16 protein-coding genes are annotated in these 15,328 nt (G+C 56.5%); 5 read left to right on the top strand and 11 right to left on the bottom strand.

Going from position 1 to position 15,328, the window contains the following annotated elements; translation table 11 throughout:
- Positions 1-29: 29 nt before the first annotated feature.
- The 8 genes from ACQG1Y_RS07660 to nfsA form a co-directional block, all read right to left on the bottom strand.
- Positions 30-527 carry a YbjO family protein gene (locus ACQG1Y_RS07660; RefSeq protein ID WP_085929694.1) on the bottom strand — a complete coding sequence of 166 codons (498 nt, stop codon included), beginning with the start codon at positions 525-527 and terminating at the stop codon, positions 30-32.
- Between the two features lie 42 nt (positions 528-569).
- The gene (gene potI / locus ACQG1Y_RS07655) at positions 570-1,415 is read right to left on the bottom strand and encodes a putrescine ABC transporter permease PotI (RefSeq protein ID WP_003858378.1); all 846 of its coding nucleotides are present in this window, start codon (positions 1,413-1,415) and stop codon (positions 570-572) included.
- Positions 1,412-2,365, bottom strand: a complete 954-nt coding sequence (gene potH / locus ACQG1Y_RS07650; protein WP_017693731.1) for a putrescine ABC transporter permease PotH — start codon at positions 2,363-2,365, stop codon at positions 1,412-1,414. Before potH ends, potI begins: the two co-directional genes overlap by 4 nt.
- 9 nt (positions 2,366-2,374) lie before the next feature.
- Complete coding sequence (potG, locus tag ACQG1Y_RS07645) at positions 2,375-3,508, bottom strand: putrescine ABC transporter ATP-binding subunit PotG (protein WP_213377148.1); 1,134 nt, start codon at positions 3,506-3,508, stop codon at positions 2,375-2,377.
- A 143-nt stretch (positions 3,509-3,651) separates the two neighbouring features.
- A complete protein-coding gene (gene potF / locus ACQG1Y_RS07640; protein WP_015571013.1) occupies positions 3,652-4,764 on the bottom strand; it encodes a spermidine/putrescine ABC transporter substrate-binding protein PotF in 1,113 nt (370 codons plus the stop codon).
- A gap of 349 nt (positions 4,765-5,113) precedes the next feature.
- Positions 5,114-5,590, bottom strand: coding sequence for a YbjN domain-containing protein (locus ACQG1Y_RS07635; protein ID WP_003858385.1), 477 nt, complete (start codon positions 5,588-5,590; stop codon positions 5,114-5,116).
- A 63-nt stretch (positions 5,591-5,653) separates the two neighbouring features.
- Positions 5,654-6,556, bottom strand: coding sequence for a 30S ribosomal protein S6--L-glutamate ligase (rimK, locus tag ACQG1Y_RS07630; protein WP_017693733.1), 903 nt, complete (start codon positions 6,554-6,556; stop codon positions 5,654-5,656).
- Between the two features lie 64 nt (positions 6,557-6,620).
- Complete coding sequence (nfsA, locus tag ACQG1Y_RS07625; protein WP_368740480.1) at positions 6,621-7,343, bottom strand: nitroreductase NfsA; 723 nt, start codon at positions 7,341-7,343, stop codon at positions 6,621-6,623.
- A gap of 185 nt (positions 7,344-7,528) precedes the next feature.
- Here nfsA and ACQG1Y_RS07620 point away from each other — a divergent pair, with 185 nt between their 5' ends.
- Positions 7,529-7,798, top strand: a complete 270-nt coding sequence (locus ACQG1Y_RS07620; RefSeq protein WP_006809455.1) for a GrxA family glutaredoxin — start codon at positions 7,529-7,531, stop codon at positions 7,796-7,798.
- A 30-nt stretch (positions 7,799-7,828) separates the two neighbouring features.
- Here the strand turns inward: ACQG1Y_RS07620 and ACQG1Y_RS07615 are convergent, their stop codons facing one another.
- Entirely contained in the window at positions 7,829-8,203 is a 375-nt protein-coding gene (locus ACQG1Y_RS07615) for an inner membrane protein YbjM (protein ID WP_017384878.1), read from the bottom strand.
- Between the two features lie 274 nt (positions 8,204-8,477).
- On the opposite strand from ACQG1Y_RS07615, the gene ACQG1Y_RS07610 reads away from it, so the two are divergent.
- Positions 8,478-10,163, top strand: a complete 1,686-nt coding sequence (locus ACQG1Y_RS07610) for an aspartate:alanine antiporter (RefSeq protein WP_026080732.1) — start codon at positions 8,478-8,480, stop codon at positions 10,161-10,163.
- A gap of 288 nt (positions 10,164-10,451) precedes the next feature.
- Here the strand turns inward: ACQG1Y_RS07610 and ACQG1Y_RS07605 are convergent, their stop codons facing one another.
- Positions 10,452-11,009, bottom strand: coding sequence for a TetR/AcrR family transcriptional regulator (locus ACQG1Y_RS07605; RefSeq protein WP_032647831.1), 558 nt, complete (start codon positions 11,007-11,009; stop codon positions 10,452-10,454).
- Positions 11,010-11,091: 82 nt separating this feature from the next.
- Here ACQG1Y_RS07605 and ACQG1Y_RS07600 point away from each other — a divergent pair, with 82 nt between their 5' ends.
- Together ACQG1Y_RS07600 and ACQG1Y_RS07595 are read left to right on the top strand one after the other, a co-directional pair.
- On the top strand, positions 11,092-12,306 hold the full coding sequence (locus tag ACQG1Y_RS07600; RefSeq protein WP_017693738.1) for an MFS transporter: 1,215 nt from the start codon (positions 11,092-11,094) through the stop codon (positions 12,304-12,306).
- Complete coding sequence (locus tag ACQG1Y_RS07595) at positions 12,296-13,108, top strand: Cof-type HAD-IIB family hydrolase (protein WP_022650681.1); 813 nt, start codon at positions 12,296-12,298, stop codon at positions 13,106-13,108. The genes ACQG1Y_RS07600 and ACQG1Y_RS07595 overlap by 11 nt, the downstream gene beginning before the upstream one ends.
- A gap of 90 nt (positions 13,109-13,198) precedes the next feature.
- Here ACQG1Y_RS07595 and ACQG1Y_RS07590 read toward each other — a convergent pair whose 3' ends face one another.
- Positions 13,199-14,431, bottom strand: a complete 1,233-nt coding sequence (locus tag ACQG1Y_RS07590; protein WP_023303359.1) for an MFS transporter — start codon at positions 14,429-14,431, stop codon at positions 13,199-13,201.
- A 167-nt stretch (positions 14,432-14,598) separates the two neighbouring features.
- Here ACQG1Y_RS07590 and ACQG1Y_RS07585 point away from each other — a divergent pair, with 167 nt between their 5' ends.
- Positions 14,599-15,327, top strand: coding sequence for a phosphatase PAP2 family protein (locus tag ACQG1Y_RS07585; RefSeq protein ID WP_032653080.1), 729 nt, complete (start codon positions 14,599-14,601; stop codon positions 15,325-15,327).
- The last annotated feature ends 1 nt before the right edge of the window (position 15,328 follow it).

The raw sequence follows: 15,328 nt of genomic DNA, 5'->3' as shown, positions 1-15,328 counted from the left end.
AAGAAACACGAGGGCTGCGATTATACACATTATTGCAGGCGGAAGAACCGCCGACTGGAAGCCGGGAGATAAAGCAGGCAGAGCACCAGCATATCCGGCAGTTTTTGCATCACCAGTGAATGGAAAATCTCGCGTCGCGACTCACCGGGTATGCTAAACAGCTCCGGATAGCCATAGCCCAGCGAGGCGGCCCACAGGTAGCCTGCGGCGGTGATCTGCGTAAGCAGATACACCCAGCGCGCCCAGTTACGTCCTTTCACCAGCGAGAACGCACAGTAGATCTCAATAAACACCAGCATCAGGCTGCTGAGAAACACCAGCGTCAGATTCCACGTCTGCGCGCTGCGGTGAATAAATTCCCCCATTCCGCGCGGACCCAGCGTGTTCATTATCATCAGCACATCCAGGCAGCGGATCATAATAATGGCGAGCGCCGCCACCTGCACCAGTGCAGGGACGTTCGGACGAGCGTGCGAATGACGTGTTTTTTGTAAGAATCCCAATGTTTTTACTTCCCTGAAAAACAGTGCCGCGTCATACGCGGCACATCACTGGAAATAGTAATTCCTTCAGCCGCGTCTTGCACGCTGGATATCGCGCACACGCTGTTTTTCCGCGCGCGCCATCAAATACCAGGCGATAAATCCGACAATTCCGACCACGCCAAGGATGATGGACGCCAGGGCGTTGATCTCCGGATTCACCCCCATCCGCACGCTGGAGAAGACCAGCATCGGCAGCGTCGTCGCGCCCGGCCCCGACACAAAGCTGGCGATAACCAGATCGTCGAGCGAGAGCGTGAACGCCAGCAGCCAGCCGGAGATCACCGCCGGCATAATCATCGGCAGCGTGATGATGAAAAAGACCTTCAGCGGCGTTGCGCCGAGATCCATCGCCGCCTCTTCAATGGAGCGATCCAGCTCGCGCAGCCGCGAGGAGATCACCACCGCCACATACGCCGTACAGAAGGTGACATGTGCCAGCCAGATGGTGAGCATCCCGCGATCCGCTGGCCAGCCGATGGCGTGCGCCAGCGCGACAAACAGCAGCAGTAGCGACAGGCCGGTGATGACGTCCGGCATAACCAGCGGGGCGGTGATCATAAACGCGAAACCATTCGCCCCGCGGAAACGGCCAAAGCGCACCATCACCAGCGCGGCGATAGTGCCCAGCACGCAGGCCATCGTCGCCGCCAGCGCCGCAATGGTCAGGCTCAGCCCCACCGCGCTCATCATCGCATCATCGTGGAACAGCTCGCTGTACCAGCGCGTGGACCAGCCCGCCCAGACGGTGACCAGCTTAGAGCTGTTGAACGAGTAGATCACCAGCATCAGCATCGGCGCATACAGGAAGGTAAAGCCGATAATCAGGATCGCAATTCGCCACGGGGAGCGTACTACCGGTAAGTTGTTCATCCGTGGTCTCCCATCTGTTTCTGCTGATGTTTGTGGAACCACATGATCGGCACGATCAGCAGCAGTAACATGACGATCGCCACCGCCGAGGCCACCGGCCAGTCGCGGTTATTGAAGAACTCCTGCCACAGCACGCGGCCAATCATGATGCTGTCCGGGCCGCCGAGCAGTTCCGGGATCACAAACTCCCCGACCGCCGGGATAAACACCAGCATCGATCCGGCGATGATCCCGCCTTTGGTGAGCGGCACAATGACGCTGAAGAAAGTCTTCAACGGGCGTGCGCCGAGATCCAGCGAGGCTTCCACCAGCGAGTAATCGATTCGCGTCAGCGCCGTATAGATTGGCAGCACCATAAACGGCAGATAGGCATAGACAATCCCGATATACACCGCAAGGTTGGTGTGCAGGATCGTCAGCGGCTGGTCGATGACCCCAAGCCACAGCAGGAAGTTATTCAGTATGCCGTTATTCTTCAGGATCCCCATCCACGCGTACACGCGGATCAGGAACGACGTCCACGACGGTAAAATGACCAACAGCAGTAAAATATTTCGCGTCGACGGCTTGCTGTGCGCCACTGCCCACGCCAGCGGGTAGCCCATCAACAAGCAGCAAATCGTAGAAATAGCCGCAACCTGTAACGACTGCAAATAGGCTTCGAAATAGAGCGGATCGTCGGTCAGTTGCAGGAAATTACCGAGGTTTAAGGTCAGCGTCAGCTGCCCGTCGGCCCACTCCCACAGATCGGTATACGGTGGGATCGCCCGCGCCATCTCCGCCAGGCTGATCTTAAAGACGATCAGGAACGGCAGCAGAAACAGCAGGATCAGCCAGATATAGGGCATGGCGATGACCAGCTTGCGGCCATGCGCCATCTGCATGCGCGCCAGCCAGAGCGCGAAACCGCCCGGTTTTTTGACGCGGGCTGGAGGTTCAAGTGTGCTCATGACCGCTCCTTATACCGTCAGGACTACGCAACTGTCCGCATCCCAGCAGAGGCTCACTTCGTCGCCCCAGGTTGGCTGTCCCTTGCGATACCGGTGTTCGTTCTGTAACTGGGCGCTGAGCATCTGGCCGCTTTTCAGGCGCACATGGTAAATCGACAGATCGCCGAGATAGGCAATGTGTACCACTTCGCCCACGGCAAAGTTATAGCCATCGGCGGGCGGCTCATCGCAAAGCATGATTTTTTCCGGGCGCAGGGCAACGTAAACCGGCACGTTGTCCACTACGGAGTTATCAGAATCAACCTTCAGCGGGTGCACCAGCCCCGGCGATTCAATCACCAGACCGTCGTCCTGGCGTTCCTTCAGTAGCCCTTCGAAGACGTTTACCGAGCCGATGAACTCCGCGCTGTAGCGGGTTGTCGGGTGTTCGTAGATCTCTTCCGGCTCGCCGATCTGCACGAACTTACCGCGATTCATGATCGCAATGCGCCCGGCCATGGTCATCGCCTCTTCCTGGTCGTGGGTCACCATCACGCACGTCACCCCCACGCGCTCAAGGATATCCACCACTTCCAGCTGCATCCGGTCGCGCAGCTTTTTGTCCAGCGCGCCCATCGGCTCGTCGAGCAGTAATAATTTTGGACGCTTCGCCAGACTTCTTGCCAGCGCCACGCGCTGACGCTGGCCGCCGGAAAGCTGATGCGGCTTACGCTTCGCAAATTCCTGCATATGCACCAGGCTCAGCATCTCCGTCACGCGCGCGGTGATTTCGGCTTTCGGCAGCTTGTCCTGCTTCAGGCCAAAGGCGATATTCTGCTCAACGGTCATGTGCGGGAACAGAGCATAGGACTGGAACATCATGTTTATGGGCCGCTGGTACGGCGGCACGCTGGAGAGGTCTACCCCATCCAGCACGATCTGCCCGGCGGTAGGCTGTTCAAAGCCTGCCAGCATACGCAGCAGTGTGGATTTGCCGCAGCCCGATGCACCGAGCAAAGCAAAAATTTCACCTTTGTAGATCGTCAGGCTGACATCGTCCACGGCATGCTGGCCGTCGAAGGATTTGGTGAGGTTACGAATTTCAAGAAGCGGGGTCAGCGCTTTACGGACTTTCGCCTGCGGGCGGGGGATCGCGTCATTCACGGGGTGCTCTCCGGCATAGATCAACACTGGTGCAAACGCACCGTCAGGGTGCGCATCGCCGGGCGGCGCTAACGCTTGCCCGGCCTACGGGATCTGTCGGCCCGGTAAGCGACAGCGCCACCGGGCAACGATATCAAACGCCGTTACTTACCGCTTTTCACCTTGGTCCACGCGCGGGTACGCACACGGTCAATTTTCGGTTCCTGCACTTTCAGGGTGAAGAGCTTGGCAAACACATCGGCTGGCGGATAGATCGCCGGATTATTGCGGATTTCTTCGCTCACCAGCGGCACGGAGGCCTTGTTACCGTTGGCGTAGTAGACATGGTCGCTGATGTGGGCAATCACCTCCGGACGCATCAGGTAGTTGAGGAATTGATACGCTTCCTCTTTATTTTTCGCATCAGCCGGCATCGCGAAGACGTCGAAGAACGCCAGCGCCCCCTCCTTCGGAATGAAGTAGGAAACATTTACGCCGTTTTTGGCCTCTTTCGCGCGGTTCGCCGCCTGCCAGACATCGCCCGCCCAGCCGATGGCCACGCAGATATCCCCGTTAGCCAGGTCGTTGATGTACTGAGAGGAGTGGAAGTAGCGAATATTCGGACGCAGCTTCAGGAGCAGGTCGGTTGCCGGACCGGTGTAGTCGTCGGCCTTGCTGCTGTTAGGATCTTTGCCGAGATAGTTAAGCACGGTGGCGAAAATCTCTTCCGGCGCATCGAGGAAAGAGACGCCGCAGCTTTTCAGCTTCTCGAGGTTTTCCGGCTTCAGCACCACGTCCCAGCTGTCCAGCTTGACGTCCGGGCCCAGCGCCGCTTTGACTTTATCCACGTTATAGCCAATACCGGTTGTCGCCCACAGGTAAGGCATCGCGTATTTATTCTCCGGATCGTGCTTCGCCACCAGCTTCAGCACGTCCGGATCGAGGTTCTTCCAGTTCGGTAATTTGCTCTTGTCCAGCGGCTGGAAGACACCGGCGGTCAGCTGACGCTCCAGGAAGCTTGCCGACGGCACCACCAGATCGAAACCGGTGCTGCCCGCCATCAGTTTGCCTTCCAGCACTTCGTTGGAATCGAATACGTCGTAGACAACCTTAATGCCGGTCTCTTTTTCAAAATTCGCGACGGTGTCCGGCGCAATATAGTCAGACCAGTTATAGACGTGCAGCGTTTTTTGTTCCGCAGCGAGCGTGCCGGCAGAGACGGCCATCAGAGCACCCGCAACCAGACCCGATAACCATTTTTTATTCAAGGCGATCATATTGTTATTCCTTCTGAAAGTTCGTTAACAAACGAACCAAAACTGTGCAGCCTGAAGATATGCAATAATCATGCATAGTTTGTCGCTCTGCCCGAAATAAAATACCCCCTCTTCCCGGCAGGTTCCGCTCGCTTTTTTAAGCACCGCAAGAATAACTGTAGCCCGTGTCTCCGGCTATAGCCCAGACGAAAAAACGCCTTTTATCAATTTTTTATGCAGATTATGTCTACGTGATAAGCCGAAACGGCCGGAGAGGAGGTGAAAAACTCTTTAAAGAAAGGTTAAAAGCAGCAGAAAAAACGGTGTTATGCAGCCGCTCTGGCAGCGACTGCGCAAAAGTCAGACAGGCTTAGTGGAGAAAATTGGGAGATGCATCATTATTCTCGGCATCATCTTCCGCGCTATACAGCAGGTGATGTGCGTTGGCTTCCATCATTACCATGGAAATTTGCTCTTCGCTCAGGCGCATAAACCAGGCGAACTGCTTGAAGGAGAGCCCCGCGCCGGAAAATAAAGACTGGCAAACCACCAGCTTTGGCAGATTATCATCCTGTATGTCGAGAAACGCTTTCACCGTCAAAGAACTGGCGTTGATCGCTGACAGATCAGACGCCAGCGCCAGCAGCGCAGAAGGCTTTACTTCAGCCAGCGCCGAGAACAGGATCACGTCGTTAATCAGATCGATTTTGGCATCGAAAATGCCATCGAAATTTTGCATGTGAGGCAGATGCAGCGCCTGGCAGGAGTCGCATTCGAAGAAAGTAATACCGGCATCATCGAGCCATTGACGTAACGTATCCAGTGTAGGTACGACCTGTAAATCCATCGCTGTGCAGCCTCTTAAATAAAAACGTTGTCCAGATTACGCAAAAAGTGCGCGCCGATCCATTTAACCGCCCGTTTTCAGGCAAAATCCCGGCGTCGCATGGCGTTCAATCCATGCGATCATTTTACCTGCAATATCGACGCCTGTGGTTTTTTCCACCCCTTCCAGCCCCGGCGAGGCGTTGACTTCCATCACCAGCGGCCCGCGCCCGGCACGCAGCAGATCGACCCCCGCCACGTCCAGGCCCAGCGTCTGCGCCGCTTTCACCGCAATCTCGCGCTCGCGCTCGCTAATAAGGGCCACCCGCGCGATACCGCCGCGGTGCAGGTTAGAGCGGAAGTCGCCCTCTTTTGCCTGCCGCTCTATGGCGGCCACCACCTCATCGCCCACCACAAAGCAGCGGATGTCGCACCCGTTGGCCTCTTTAATATACTCCTGCACCAGAATATGGGCATTCAGACCGCGAAACGCGTCGATCACGCTTTCCGCCGCCTGACGCGTCTCCGCCAGTACCACCCCAATACCCTGCGTACCTTCCACCAGCTTAATAACCAGCGGCGCACCGCCCACCATGTCGATTAAATCGCTGGTGTCGTCCGGGGAGTGGGCAATCCCGGTGACGGGCAGATCGATCCCCTGGCGCGCCAGCAGTTGCAGCGAGCGCAGCTTATCGCGGGCGCGGGAGATCGCCACGGACTCGTTGAGCGGATAGCTTCCCAGCATTTCAAACTGGCGCAGCGCAGCCGTACCGTAATAGGTGATCTGGGAGCCAATGCGGGGAATTACCGCATCAAAATGCGGGAGTTTGCGGCCTTTGTAATGAATCGACGATGCCGCAGGGTCGATGTTCATATAGCAGGACATCGGATCGAGGATCTCAATCTGATGTCCGCGTTTCGCCGCCGCTTCTCGCAGGCGTTTACATGAATAGAGCGTTCCATCCCGGGACAATATGGCAATTTTCACCCTGCACCTCTCTAAAGACATGGTAAAAGCCTGCCTATCATACACGAGGCGCAGGAGGAATGGACTACCGCGTTGCCCAGCCCTGTTTGTGCAGGTAATCAAGAATGAACGGGCGGTTCTCCTTGATGATGGTGCGACGAATATGGTCGCTCCAGGTGTCGCGGCGGTTGTTGCTGTCGCGCGTCAGATAGTAGTTCGCCAGCTCTTCATCGTATTGATGCAGAACGTCCTGGTCGACCGGCTGGTAGTGGTTTTCATGCACCAGCATCGCAGCAGGAATGCGCGGCTTCAGATCCGGGTTATCTGCCGGCCAGCCGAGGCACAGACCAAACAGCGGCAGCACGTGTTTCGGCAGCTTCAGCAGTTCCGTCACGCTTTCGATGTTGTTACGCAGCCCGCCAATATAGACGCCGCCAAGCCCCAGCGATTCCGCCGCCGTGAACGCGTTTTGCGCCATCAGCGCCGTATCCACCACGCCCAGCAGCAGCTGTTCCGCCAGCCCCAGCTCGGCCTCGGGGCAGATTTGCAGATGACGGTTAAAATCGGCGCAGAACACCCAGAACTCAGCCGCCTGGGCAACGTGCTTTTGTCCGCCCGTCAGCGTTACTAGCTGCTCACGCATCGCCGGATCGGTGATGCGGATAATGGAGCTGCACTGCAAAAAGCTGGAGCTGGAGGTGCCTCTTGCGCTGTCGATGATCGCTTCCCGCTGCACCTGGGTAATCGGCTCATCGGTGAAATGGCGAATGGAACGGTGGGAACGAAGCAGGTCAATGGTTGGCGTCATTTTGTCTCTCTTTGTGTTGCGTAAAACGTATGGCAGCCAGTATAGGCAATGATCCACCTGATGTAATTGGCGAAACATAGCCTGACTGTATCAAAGTGACAGGTGAAACCTTCTTTCCATGACGGCAGGTTATCGTGCACTATAGGCGCTATTCGCCGTCAGGCTTGTTTTTTGAGGAGAGAGAAATGTTTGCAGTAATTTTTGGTCGTCCAGGATGCCCTTACTGTGTACGCGCGAAAGAGCTGGCAGAGAAACTGACTGAAGAACGTGATGATTTCAACTTCCGTTACGTGGATATCCACGCGGAAGGCATCACTAAAGCCGATCTGGAAAAAACCGTGGGTAAACCGGTTGAAACCGTGCCGCAGATCTTCCTCGATCAGAAACACATCGGCGGCTGCACCGATTTTGAGGCCTACGCCAAAGAACACCTGGGCCTGTTTGCGGCTCAGTAATGCGAAGACGCCCTCCCCCTGAGGGCGTTTTTATTTACGGTGCTTCCTCTGTTGCAGCAGGCTGCGCGTAAATAAGAAACAGAGCGCGCCCAGCGCACACCAGAAAACGCCACTCAGTAGCCACGCCACTTCCTGCCAGACGCTTCTCGACGAGAGAAACAGCACGCGCATCAGAAGCAGGCAGAGCGGGGCCGCAAGCATTGCCCCAATAAGCGGCATCACCACCTCGCCTTTACGCGAGAGAAAACCGGCGACTACCCCCGGCAGGATGAAGAACAACAGGCCCAGCTCGGGATGACCGGACGCTCTGAAGGCGCCTTTCACGTTAAAAGCGAGCGACATGCAAACGACCGTAAACAGCAAAAAACAGCTGATTACGCCAGCCCAGTTTCGTTTAAAGTTCAAACTATCCTCCTGACTTATCTCTATCAAATACAAAAATCGTCCGGTGGACGCCCAGTCAGATAAAGCAATGCGGCAATCCTTGCCAAAGCACGCACAAAAGTCGTGCGATAATAGGTGGCTGTCGGTAGCTATTACGATTAAACTAACCGACTGCTAGTGTTTAGGGTATTTATCAGGAAGCAGGGAAATGCAAAGTGATTCCCTGACTCTGAAAACAGTAGCCCAAATAGTCCTTTCATTCAACAACTTACTGGTAAACAAGAAGTTAGCCTCCGTGAATATAAACGTCGCAGACTTGTTAAATGGGAATTACATCCTGTTATTATTTGTGGTACTGGCGCTGGGCCTTTGTCTGGGTAAATTACGCCTGGGTTCAGTTCAACTTGGTAATTCCATTGGCGTTTTAGTCGTCTCCCTGTTATTAGGTCAACAACATTTCAGTATTAACACGGACGCGCTTAACTTAGGTTTCATGCTGTTTATTTTTTGCGTAGGCGTGGAAGCTGGTCCGAACTTTTTTTCCATTTTCTTCCGAGACGGCAAAAATTACCTAATGCTGGCGCTGGTGATGGTCGGCAGCGCCCTGCTGATTGCGTTAGGACTGGGCAAACTGTTTGGCTGGGACATCGGCTTAACGGCCGGTATGCTGGCAGGCTCGATGACCTCCACGCCGGTGCTTGTTGGCGCGGGGGATACGCTTCGTCATTCTGGCATGGCAGGCACGCAGCTTTCCTCCGCGCTGGACAACCTGAGTCTGGGCTATGCCCTGACCTATCTGATTGGTCTGGTGAGCCTGATTGTTGGCGCGCGCTATCTGCCAAAACTTCAGCATCAGGATCTCCAGACCAGCGCCCAGACCATCGCCCGCGAGCGCGGCCTGGACACGGACTCCAAACGTAAAGTTTACCTGCCGGTGATCCGCGCCTACCGCGTCGGGCCGGAGCTGGTTGCCTGGACCGACGGGAAAAACCTGCGCGAACTGGGGATCTACCGTCAGACCGGCTGCTACATCGAACGTATCCGTCGTAACGGCATTCTGGCAAACCCGGACGGTGACGCGGTGCTCCAGATGGGCGATGACATCGCCCTTGTTGGCTACCCGGACGCCCACGCGCGTCTCGATCCGAGCTTCCGCAACGGGAAAGAGGTGTTTGACCGCGACCTGCTGGACATGCGTATCGTCACCGAAGAGATTGTGGTGAAAAACCACAACGCCGTGGGCCGCCGTCTGGCACAGCTGAAGCTGACCGACCACGGTTGTTTCCTCAACCGCGTGATCCGCAGCCAGATTGAAATGCCTATCGACGATAACGTGGTGCTCAATAAAGGCGATGTGTTGCAGGTCAGCGGCGATGCCCGACGGGTTAAAACCGTTGCCGACCGTATCGGCTTTATCTCGATCCACAGCCAGGTGACGGACCTGTTAGCCTTCTGCGCCTTCTTCATTGTCGGCCTGATGATCGGGATGATAACCTTCCAGTTCAGCAACTTTAGCTTCGGCATTGGTAACGCAGCCGGTCTGCTGTTCGCCGGGATCATGCTGGGCTTCCTGCGAGCGAACCATCCCACCTTCGGCTATATCCCTCAGGGGGCGCTGAACATGGTGAAAGAGTTCGGTCTGATGGTCTTTATGGCGGGTGTCGGATTAAGCGCCGGGAGCGGCATTGGCAACGGCCTGGGCGCGGTCGGCTGGCAAATGTTGGTTTCCGGACTTATCGTCAGCCTGGTACCGGTGGTGATCTGTTTCCTGTTCGGCGCCTACGTGCTGCGCATGAACCGCGCCCTGCTCTTCGGCGCGATGATGGGCGCGCGCACCTGCGCACCGGCGATGGAGATCATCAGCGACACCGCGCGCAGCAATATCCCGGCGCTGGGCTATGCAGGCACGTACGCAATCGCCAACGTGCTGCTGACGCTGGCGGGTACGCTGATCATCATTATCTGGCCAGGACTCGGATAAATCTCAAGTTTGCGTGTGGCTGAAAAAATTTTCGTTACGCGCAGAACTTTTTACGCAGGGTGCAGTCATAACTAGTGCCACTGCTTTTCTTTGATGTCCCCAATTTGTGGAGCCCATCAACCCCGCCGTTTTGGTTCAAGGTTGATGGGTTTTTTGTTGCCTGAAGAAATACAAATTTAAGATTCAGGATTGTAGGCCGTGTAAGGCGAAGCCGTCACCCGGCAAGCAGGGTAGTCGAATCGACTCCAGGCAAAAGTTCTGGGCCGGTAACATCATGGTGCCCTTCTGCTAATCGCGTGGCATCTGCTCACGGGCAATCCGCCCCACCATCACCCGGATCTCCTCCCGAGTTAACGGCGACCGATCGGTCACAAAATGCAGCGTCATCCCCTCGATAAACGCATCCAGCGCGCGGGCGGTGGCCGGATCAAACCACTGCTCCAGCGTAGCCTGGCTCATCTTCATCCAGTCCTGCATCACCGTTTTCAGCGCGGCGCTGCGGTGCATAAACGCGTACAGCTGATACATCAGCGCCATATTGTGTGGCGTGGTCACGGCTGAACTGTGGATCAGCGTGGTAATCGCCTCGCACGCCCTCTCGCGCCCCGTAACCCCCGCGAAGAAATCCCGGTACTGCTGAGACATCTGCTGCGTAAACCACGTGAATGCCTCCTCCAGAAGCGACTCCATCCCGTCGAAATAGTAGGTCATCGACCCCAGCGGCACGCCTGCGCAGGTGGCAATTTTGCGGTGCGTGACGGCATGAATACCGTGCTCAGCAATGGTGTCCAGCGTCGCCTGGAGTATCTTCTCGCGGCGGTTAGGGTCGTTCGGTGGTCTGCTCATAAAATCCTCATCCGGTTTATGTACAAATGTACACAAAGTTGCTAGTGTTGTCGCTATTGTTGTACTTCTGGTGCTGATCCCAATGACGCTAACTTCTCCTCGCAAAGCCCTGCATCTGCGCATGTGGGCGCTGTTTATGTTCTTCTTCATCCCCGGGCTGCTGATGGCTTCCTGGGCAACGCGCACCCCGGCAATCCGCGATACGCTATCCGTTTCGACGGCGGAGATGGGGATCGTGCTGTTTGGCCTGTCGATTGGCTCGATGAGCGGCATCCTCTGCTCGGCCTGGCTGGTGAAACGCTTTGGCACGCGCGCGGTGATCCGCACCACCATGTGCTGCGCAGTGGTAGGTATGCTCGGTCTGAGCGTGGCGCTGTGGTTCGCCTCGCCGCTGATGTTTGCCCTTGGGCTGATGGTATTTGGCGGCAGCTTTGGTGCGGCGGAAGTGGCCATTAACGTCGAGGGGGCCGCCGTTGAACAGGCGATGAACAAAACGGTGCTGCCGATGATGCATGGCTTTTACAGCCTCGGCACGCTGGCGGGCGCGGGCGTAGGGATGGCGCTGACGGCGCTGGGCATTGCGGCCAATGTGCACATTTTACTCGCGGCGCTGGTCTGCATTATCCCGATCCTCACCGGCATCAGGGCTATTCCCGCAGGCACAGGACAAAATGCCTCGGACGAACAGAAGTCTGCGGCAAAAGGGTTGCCCTTCTATCGCGATTTCCAGCTGATGCTGATTGGCGTGGTGGTACTGGCGATGGCGTTTGCTGAAGGATCCGCCAACGACTGGCTACCGTTGCTGATGGTAGACGGGCACGGATTTAGCCCCACCTCCGGCTCGCTGATTTACGCCGGGTTTACGCTCGGCATGACCGTCGGACGCTTTACCGGGGGCTGGTTTATCGACCGTTACAGCCGCGTGGCTGTCGTCCGTGCCAGCGCCCTGCTGGGTGGGCTGGGCATCGCGATGATTATCTTTGTGGATGTGGACTGGATTGCCGGCGTGTCGGTGATCCTGTGGGGACTGGGCGCCTCCCTTGGCTTCCCGCTGACCATTTCCGCTGCCAGCGATACCGGCCCCGACGCGCCGACGCGCGTGAGCGTCGTGGCGACCACGGGCTACCTCGCTTTCCTGGTGGGCCCGCCGCTGCTTGGATTCCTCGGTGAACACTACGGGTTACGCAGCGCGATGCTGGTGGTATTAGGGTTAGTCATTATTGCCGCCCTGGTGGCGCGAGCGGTGGCAAAACCGGAAGCAGAAACAACGTCAATGGAGAAGGGATATGAGCGTTAAACTGATTGCAGTCGACATGGATGGCTCCTTCCTGAGCGATGCGAAAACCTATAACCGCGCGCGTTTTCTGGCGCAGTACGCGCGCATGAAAGCGCAAGGCATCCGTTTTGTGGTCGCCAGCGGAAACCAGTACTACCAGCTGATCTCATTTTTCCCGGAGATCGCCCATGAAATTGCCTTCGTCGCCGAAAACGGCGGCTGGGTGGTGGATGCGGGCGAAGACGTGTTTAACGGCGAACTGTCGAAAGAGCATTTTCTGACCGTCGCCACCCTGTTAAACGACGTGCCCGGCATTGAGATAATTGCCTGCGGAAAAAACAGCGCCTACACGCTGAAAACGTATAACGACCTCTTCAAAGAGATTGCTGCGAAATACTATCACCGCCTTGAAAGCGTCAGCAGCTTTGACAACCTCAACGATATTTTCTTCAAATTCGGGCTAAACGTCTCTGACGACGAAATTCCGCGCATTCAGGCGCTGCTGCATGAGAAGCTTGGCGACATCATGGTGCCGGTGACCACGGGACACGGTAGTATCGACCTGATTATCCCCGGCGTACACAAAGCTAACGGCCTGCGGATCCTGCAAGCGCGCTGGGGCATTGAGGACAGTGAAGTGGTGGCCTTTGGCGACAGCGGTAACGACGTGGAGATGTTGCGCCAGGCTGGGTTTGGCTTCGCGATGGCCAATGCCAGACCGCACATTAAGGCGGTGGCCCGCTATGAAGCACCGAACAATAATGACGAAGGGGTGCTGGACGTAATTGATAGGGTGCTGGACGGGGAGGCGCCGTTTAATTGATTCCGTGCGCACTGGTGCCCTCACCCTAACCCTCTCCCACAGGGAGAGGGGACTGTCCCGAGCTCACCCACGGGGGAGAGGGAATAAGAATTACGGTTGCAGGGCGTTTCCGACGCGTTTGTCTTTCAGGAATACCACCATCAGGGCAATCCACAGCACGCCGTTGGCGAGGTTAAACAGGCTGAACAGTCCGTTACCGCCGAAAGCATAGGCATGCTTGCTCACCTCAATACCGACGGTGAAAATCAGCATTTGCAGCATCCCCATCGCGGCAGACACCGTGCCTTTACTCATTTCACTGGCGAACAGCGTCAGGCGCACCAGGCCGGCATTCGCCACGCCAATACCAAACGCATAAACGCTCAGCCCCGCCGTCATCCACAGGTACGCATGGGACGAGACTACGGTCGCCACCGCCGCGATAATCAGCCCTGCCGCTATGGGCCAGCCACCCATAATAATCAGCGAACGCACGGTACGGCGCGACGTCAGACGCGCCAGCACCAGGTTACCGATAATCAGCGCGCCAAAAATCGGCACCTGTAACAGGCCATACTCATAGCTGCTAAGCTGTTCGCCGCTGATGATAATGACCGGCGACTGGGCAATCCACGCCAGCAGCGGTAGGCTGACAAAGCCCGTCGCCAGCGCGCCCGCGACAAAACGACCGTTTTGCAGCACCGCCTTATAGTCACGCCCCAGCTCTTTAAGCGAGAGCTTTTCGCCCAGGCGGGTGGCGGTCTCCGGCATCGCACGGTGCAGCCCAAAGAAAGAGATGGCCGCAAGCGCGGCAAAGAGGACGAACATCCCTTCCCACGGCGCAACGTGGACCCATGCGGCTCCCACCAGCGGCCCCAGAAGCGGCGCAATCAGCGCCACGTTCGCCATCAGCGCGGTTATTTTGATACATACCGCCTCCTCAAACGACTCCTGAATAGCGGCGTAGCCCACGGCGCCAATAAAGCACAGGCTCACGCCCTGAAGGAAACGCAGCAGCGTGAATTGCTCAATGTTCTGCGCCAGCAGCGTGGCGAGACAGGTGACGATAAACCACACCACGCCCGTCAGCATCACCGGGCGGCGGCCAATACGATCCGACAGCGGCCCTAAAAGCCACTGTAAAAACATGCCGCCCGCCAGATAGGCGGTCATGGATGTAGGTACCCACTCAATACCTGCGTTGTACTGCTCAACCACAGCCAGCATGCCTGGCTGGATCATGTCGTTGCCGATGTAGGTAGAGAATTCGTAAAGCACCAGACACAGAGGAAAAAGTAACGCCTGACGACCCAGACGATTACCGGAAGAAGAACGGTTTATCATGCAATCTCTTTAGTATGAAAAAATCGCGATGAGTGTAATGAATTGCCGCTGTCTGAGAAAGCATAATCACGTGAAAACACAGAAATAAGGCACTTATCGTTGTTGTTTAAGGTTTCCTTAAGTTGCCCTCCCTATGATAGTGCTATTTCACGTTATTGACCGAAACTATGACACACGCCGTCAGCCCTTCAGAATTATCTAAGTTACCGACAAATAAGACAAAAAGCCTTTACCGTTTTTCTGCCCGCTTTTATGGTTATCAGCTTTTCGGGCTGATCGTCCTTGCGCTGCTTTTTACCTGGCTTTCGCGCGATGAATCGCTTGACCGATGGATAACCGGCTTCTGGTATGACGCGGCGACGCACCATTTCCCGCTACAGCAAAACCCGCTGCTGGATCTGCTGAACCATCGGCTGGCGAAATATGTGACCATTGCGCTGGCTGCCGCATCGCTGATTTACGGCGCTTACAAACGCAATGCCCGGCTGGTGACGGCCGCGCTTCTGATGGGGCTGGGGGCGCTGGTAGTTGGGGTGCTGAAAAGCATAAGCCACCACAGCTGTCCGTGGGATCTGGTGGAGTATGGCGGCAAAGCCGTCTCGTATCCCCTGTTCAGCGCCGTTCCGGCAGACAGCGGACCGGGACGCTGCTTTCCCGGCGGCCACGCCTCAAGCGGGTTTATGGTGATGGGGTTGTTTTTTGCCTTCTGGCGTGAACGTCCGCGCCTGGCATGGTCCTTTGTCGCGTTAGGCGTTGTTATGGGGCTGCTGATGGGATTCGGCCAGGTCATGCGCGGCGCGCATTTTTTCTCTCACAACCTGTGGGCCGGGTGGTGGGTCTGGTTTTCCCAGGTGCTGGTTTACGGGCTGGTTTCCACCTGGTTTGCTAAAGAGTAAC

The organism is Enterobacter cloacae complex sp. 397G4, from assembly GCF_050031515.1.
In the GTDB taxonomy this organism is placed as follows: Bacteria; Pseudomonadota; Gammaproteobacteria; order Enterobacterales; family Enterobacteriaceae; genus Enterobacter; species Enterobacter hormaechei_C.
Note: the sequence above shows the minus strand (reverse complement) of the source record. Positions and strands in the feature narration are given on the sequence as shown.

Excerpts from the sequence above, each read along its gene's own strand:
- ACQG1Y_RS07590 (WP_023303359.1), bottom strand. The coding sequence starts at position 14,431 with ATGATAAACCGTTCTTCTTCCGGTAATCGTCTGGGTCGTCAGGCGTTA.
- ACQG1Y_RS07595 (WP_022650681.1), top strand. The coding sequence starts at position 12,296 with ATGAGCGTTAAACTGATTGCAGTCGACATGGATGGCTCCTTCCTGAGC.
- potH (WP_017693731.1), bottom strand. The coding sequence starts at position 2,365 with ATGAGCACACTTGAACCTCCAGCCCGCGTCAAAAAACCGGGCGGTTTC.
- ACQG1Y_RS07605 (WP_032647831.1), bottom strand. The coding sequence starts at position 11,009 with ATGAGCAGACCACCGAACGACCCTAACCGCCGCGAGAAGATACTCCAG.
- ACQG1Y_RS07620 (WP_006809455.1), top strand. The coding sequence starts at position 7,529 with ATGTTTGCAGTAATTTTTGGTCGTCCAGGATGCCCTTACTGTGTACGC.
- ACQG1Y_RS07585 (WP_032653080.1), top strand. The coding sequence starts at position 14,599 with ATGACACACGCCGTCAGCCCTTCAGAATTATCTAAGTTACCGACAAAT.
- ACQG1Y_RS07635 (WP_003858385.1), bottom strand. The coding sequence starts at position 5,590 with ATGGATTTACAGGTCGTACCTACACTGGATACGTTACGTCAATGGCTC.
- potF (WP_015571013.1), bottom strand. The coding sequence starts at position 4,764 with ATGATCGCCTTGAATAAAAAATGGTTATCGGGTCTGGTTGCGGGTGCT.
- nfsA (WP_368740480.1), bottom strand. The coding sequence starts at position 7,343 with ATGACGCCAACCATTGACCTGCTTCGTTCCCACCGTTCCATTCGCCAT.
- ACQG1Y_RS07600 (WP_017693738.1), top strand. The coding sequence starts at position 11,092 with ATGACGCTAACTTCTCCTCGCAAAGCCCTGCATCTGCGCATGTGGGCG.
- potI (WP_003858378.1), bottom strand. The coding sequence starts at position 1,415 with ATGAACAACTTACCGGTAGTACGCTCCCCGTGGCGAATTGCGATCCTG.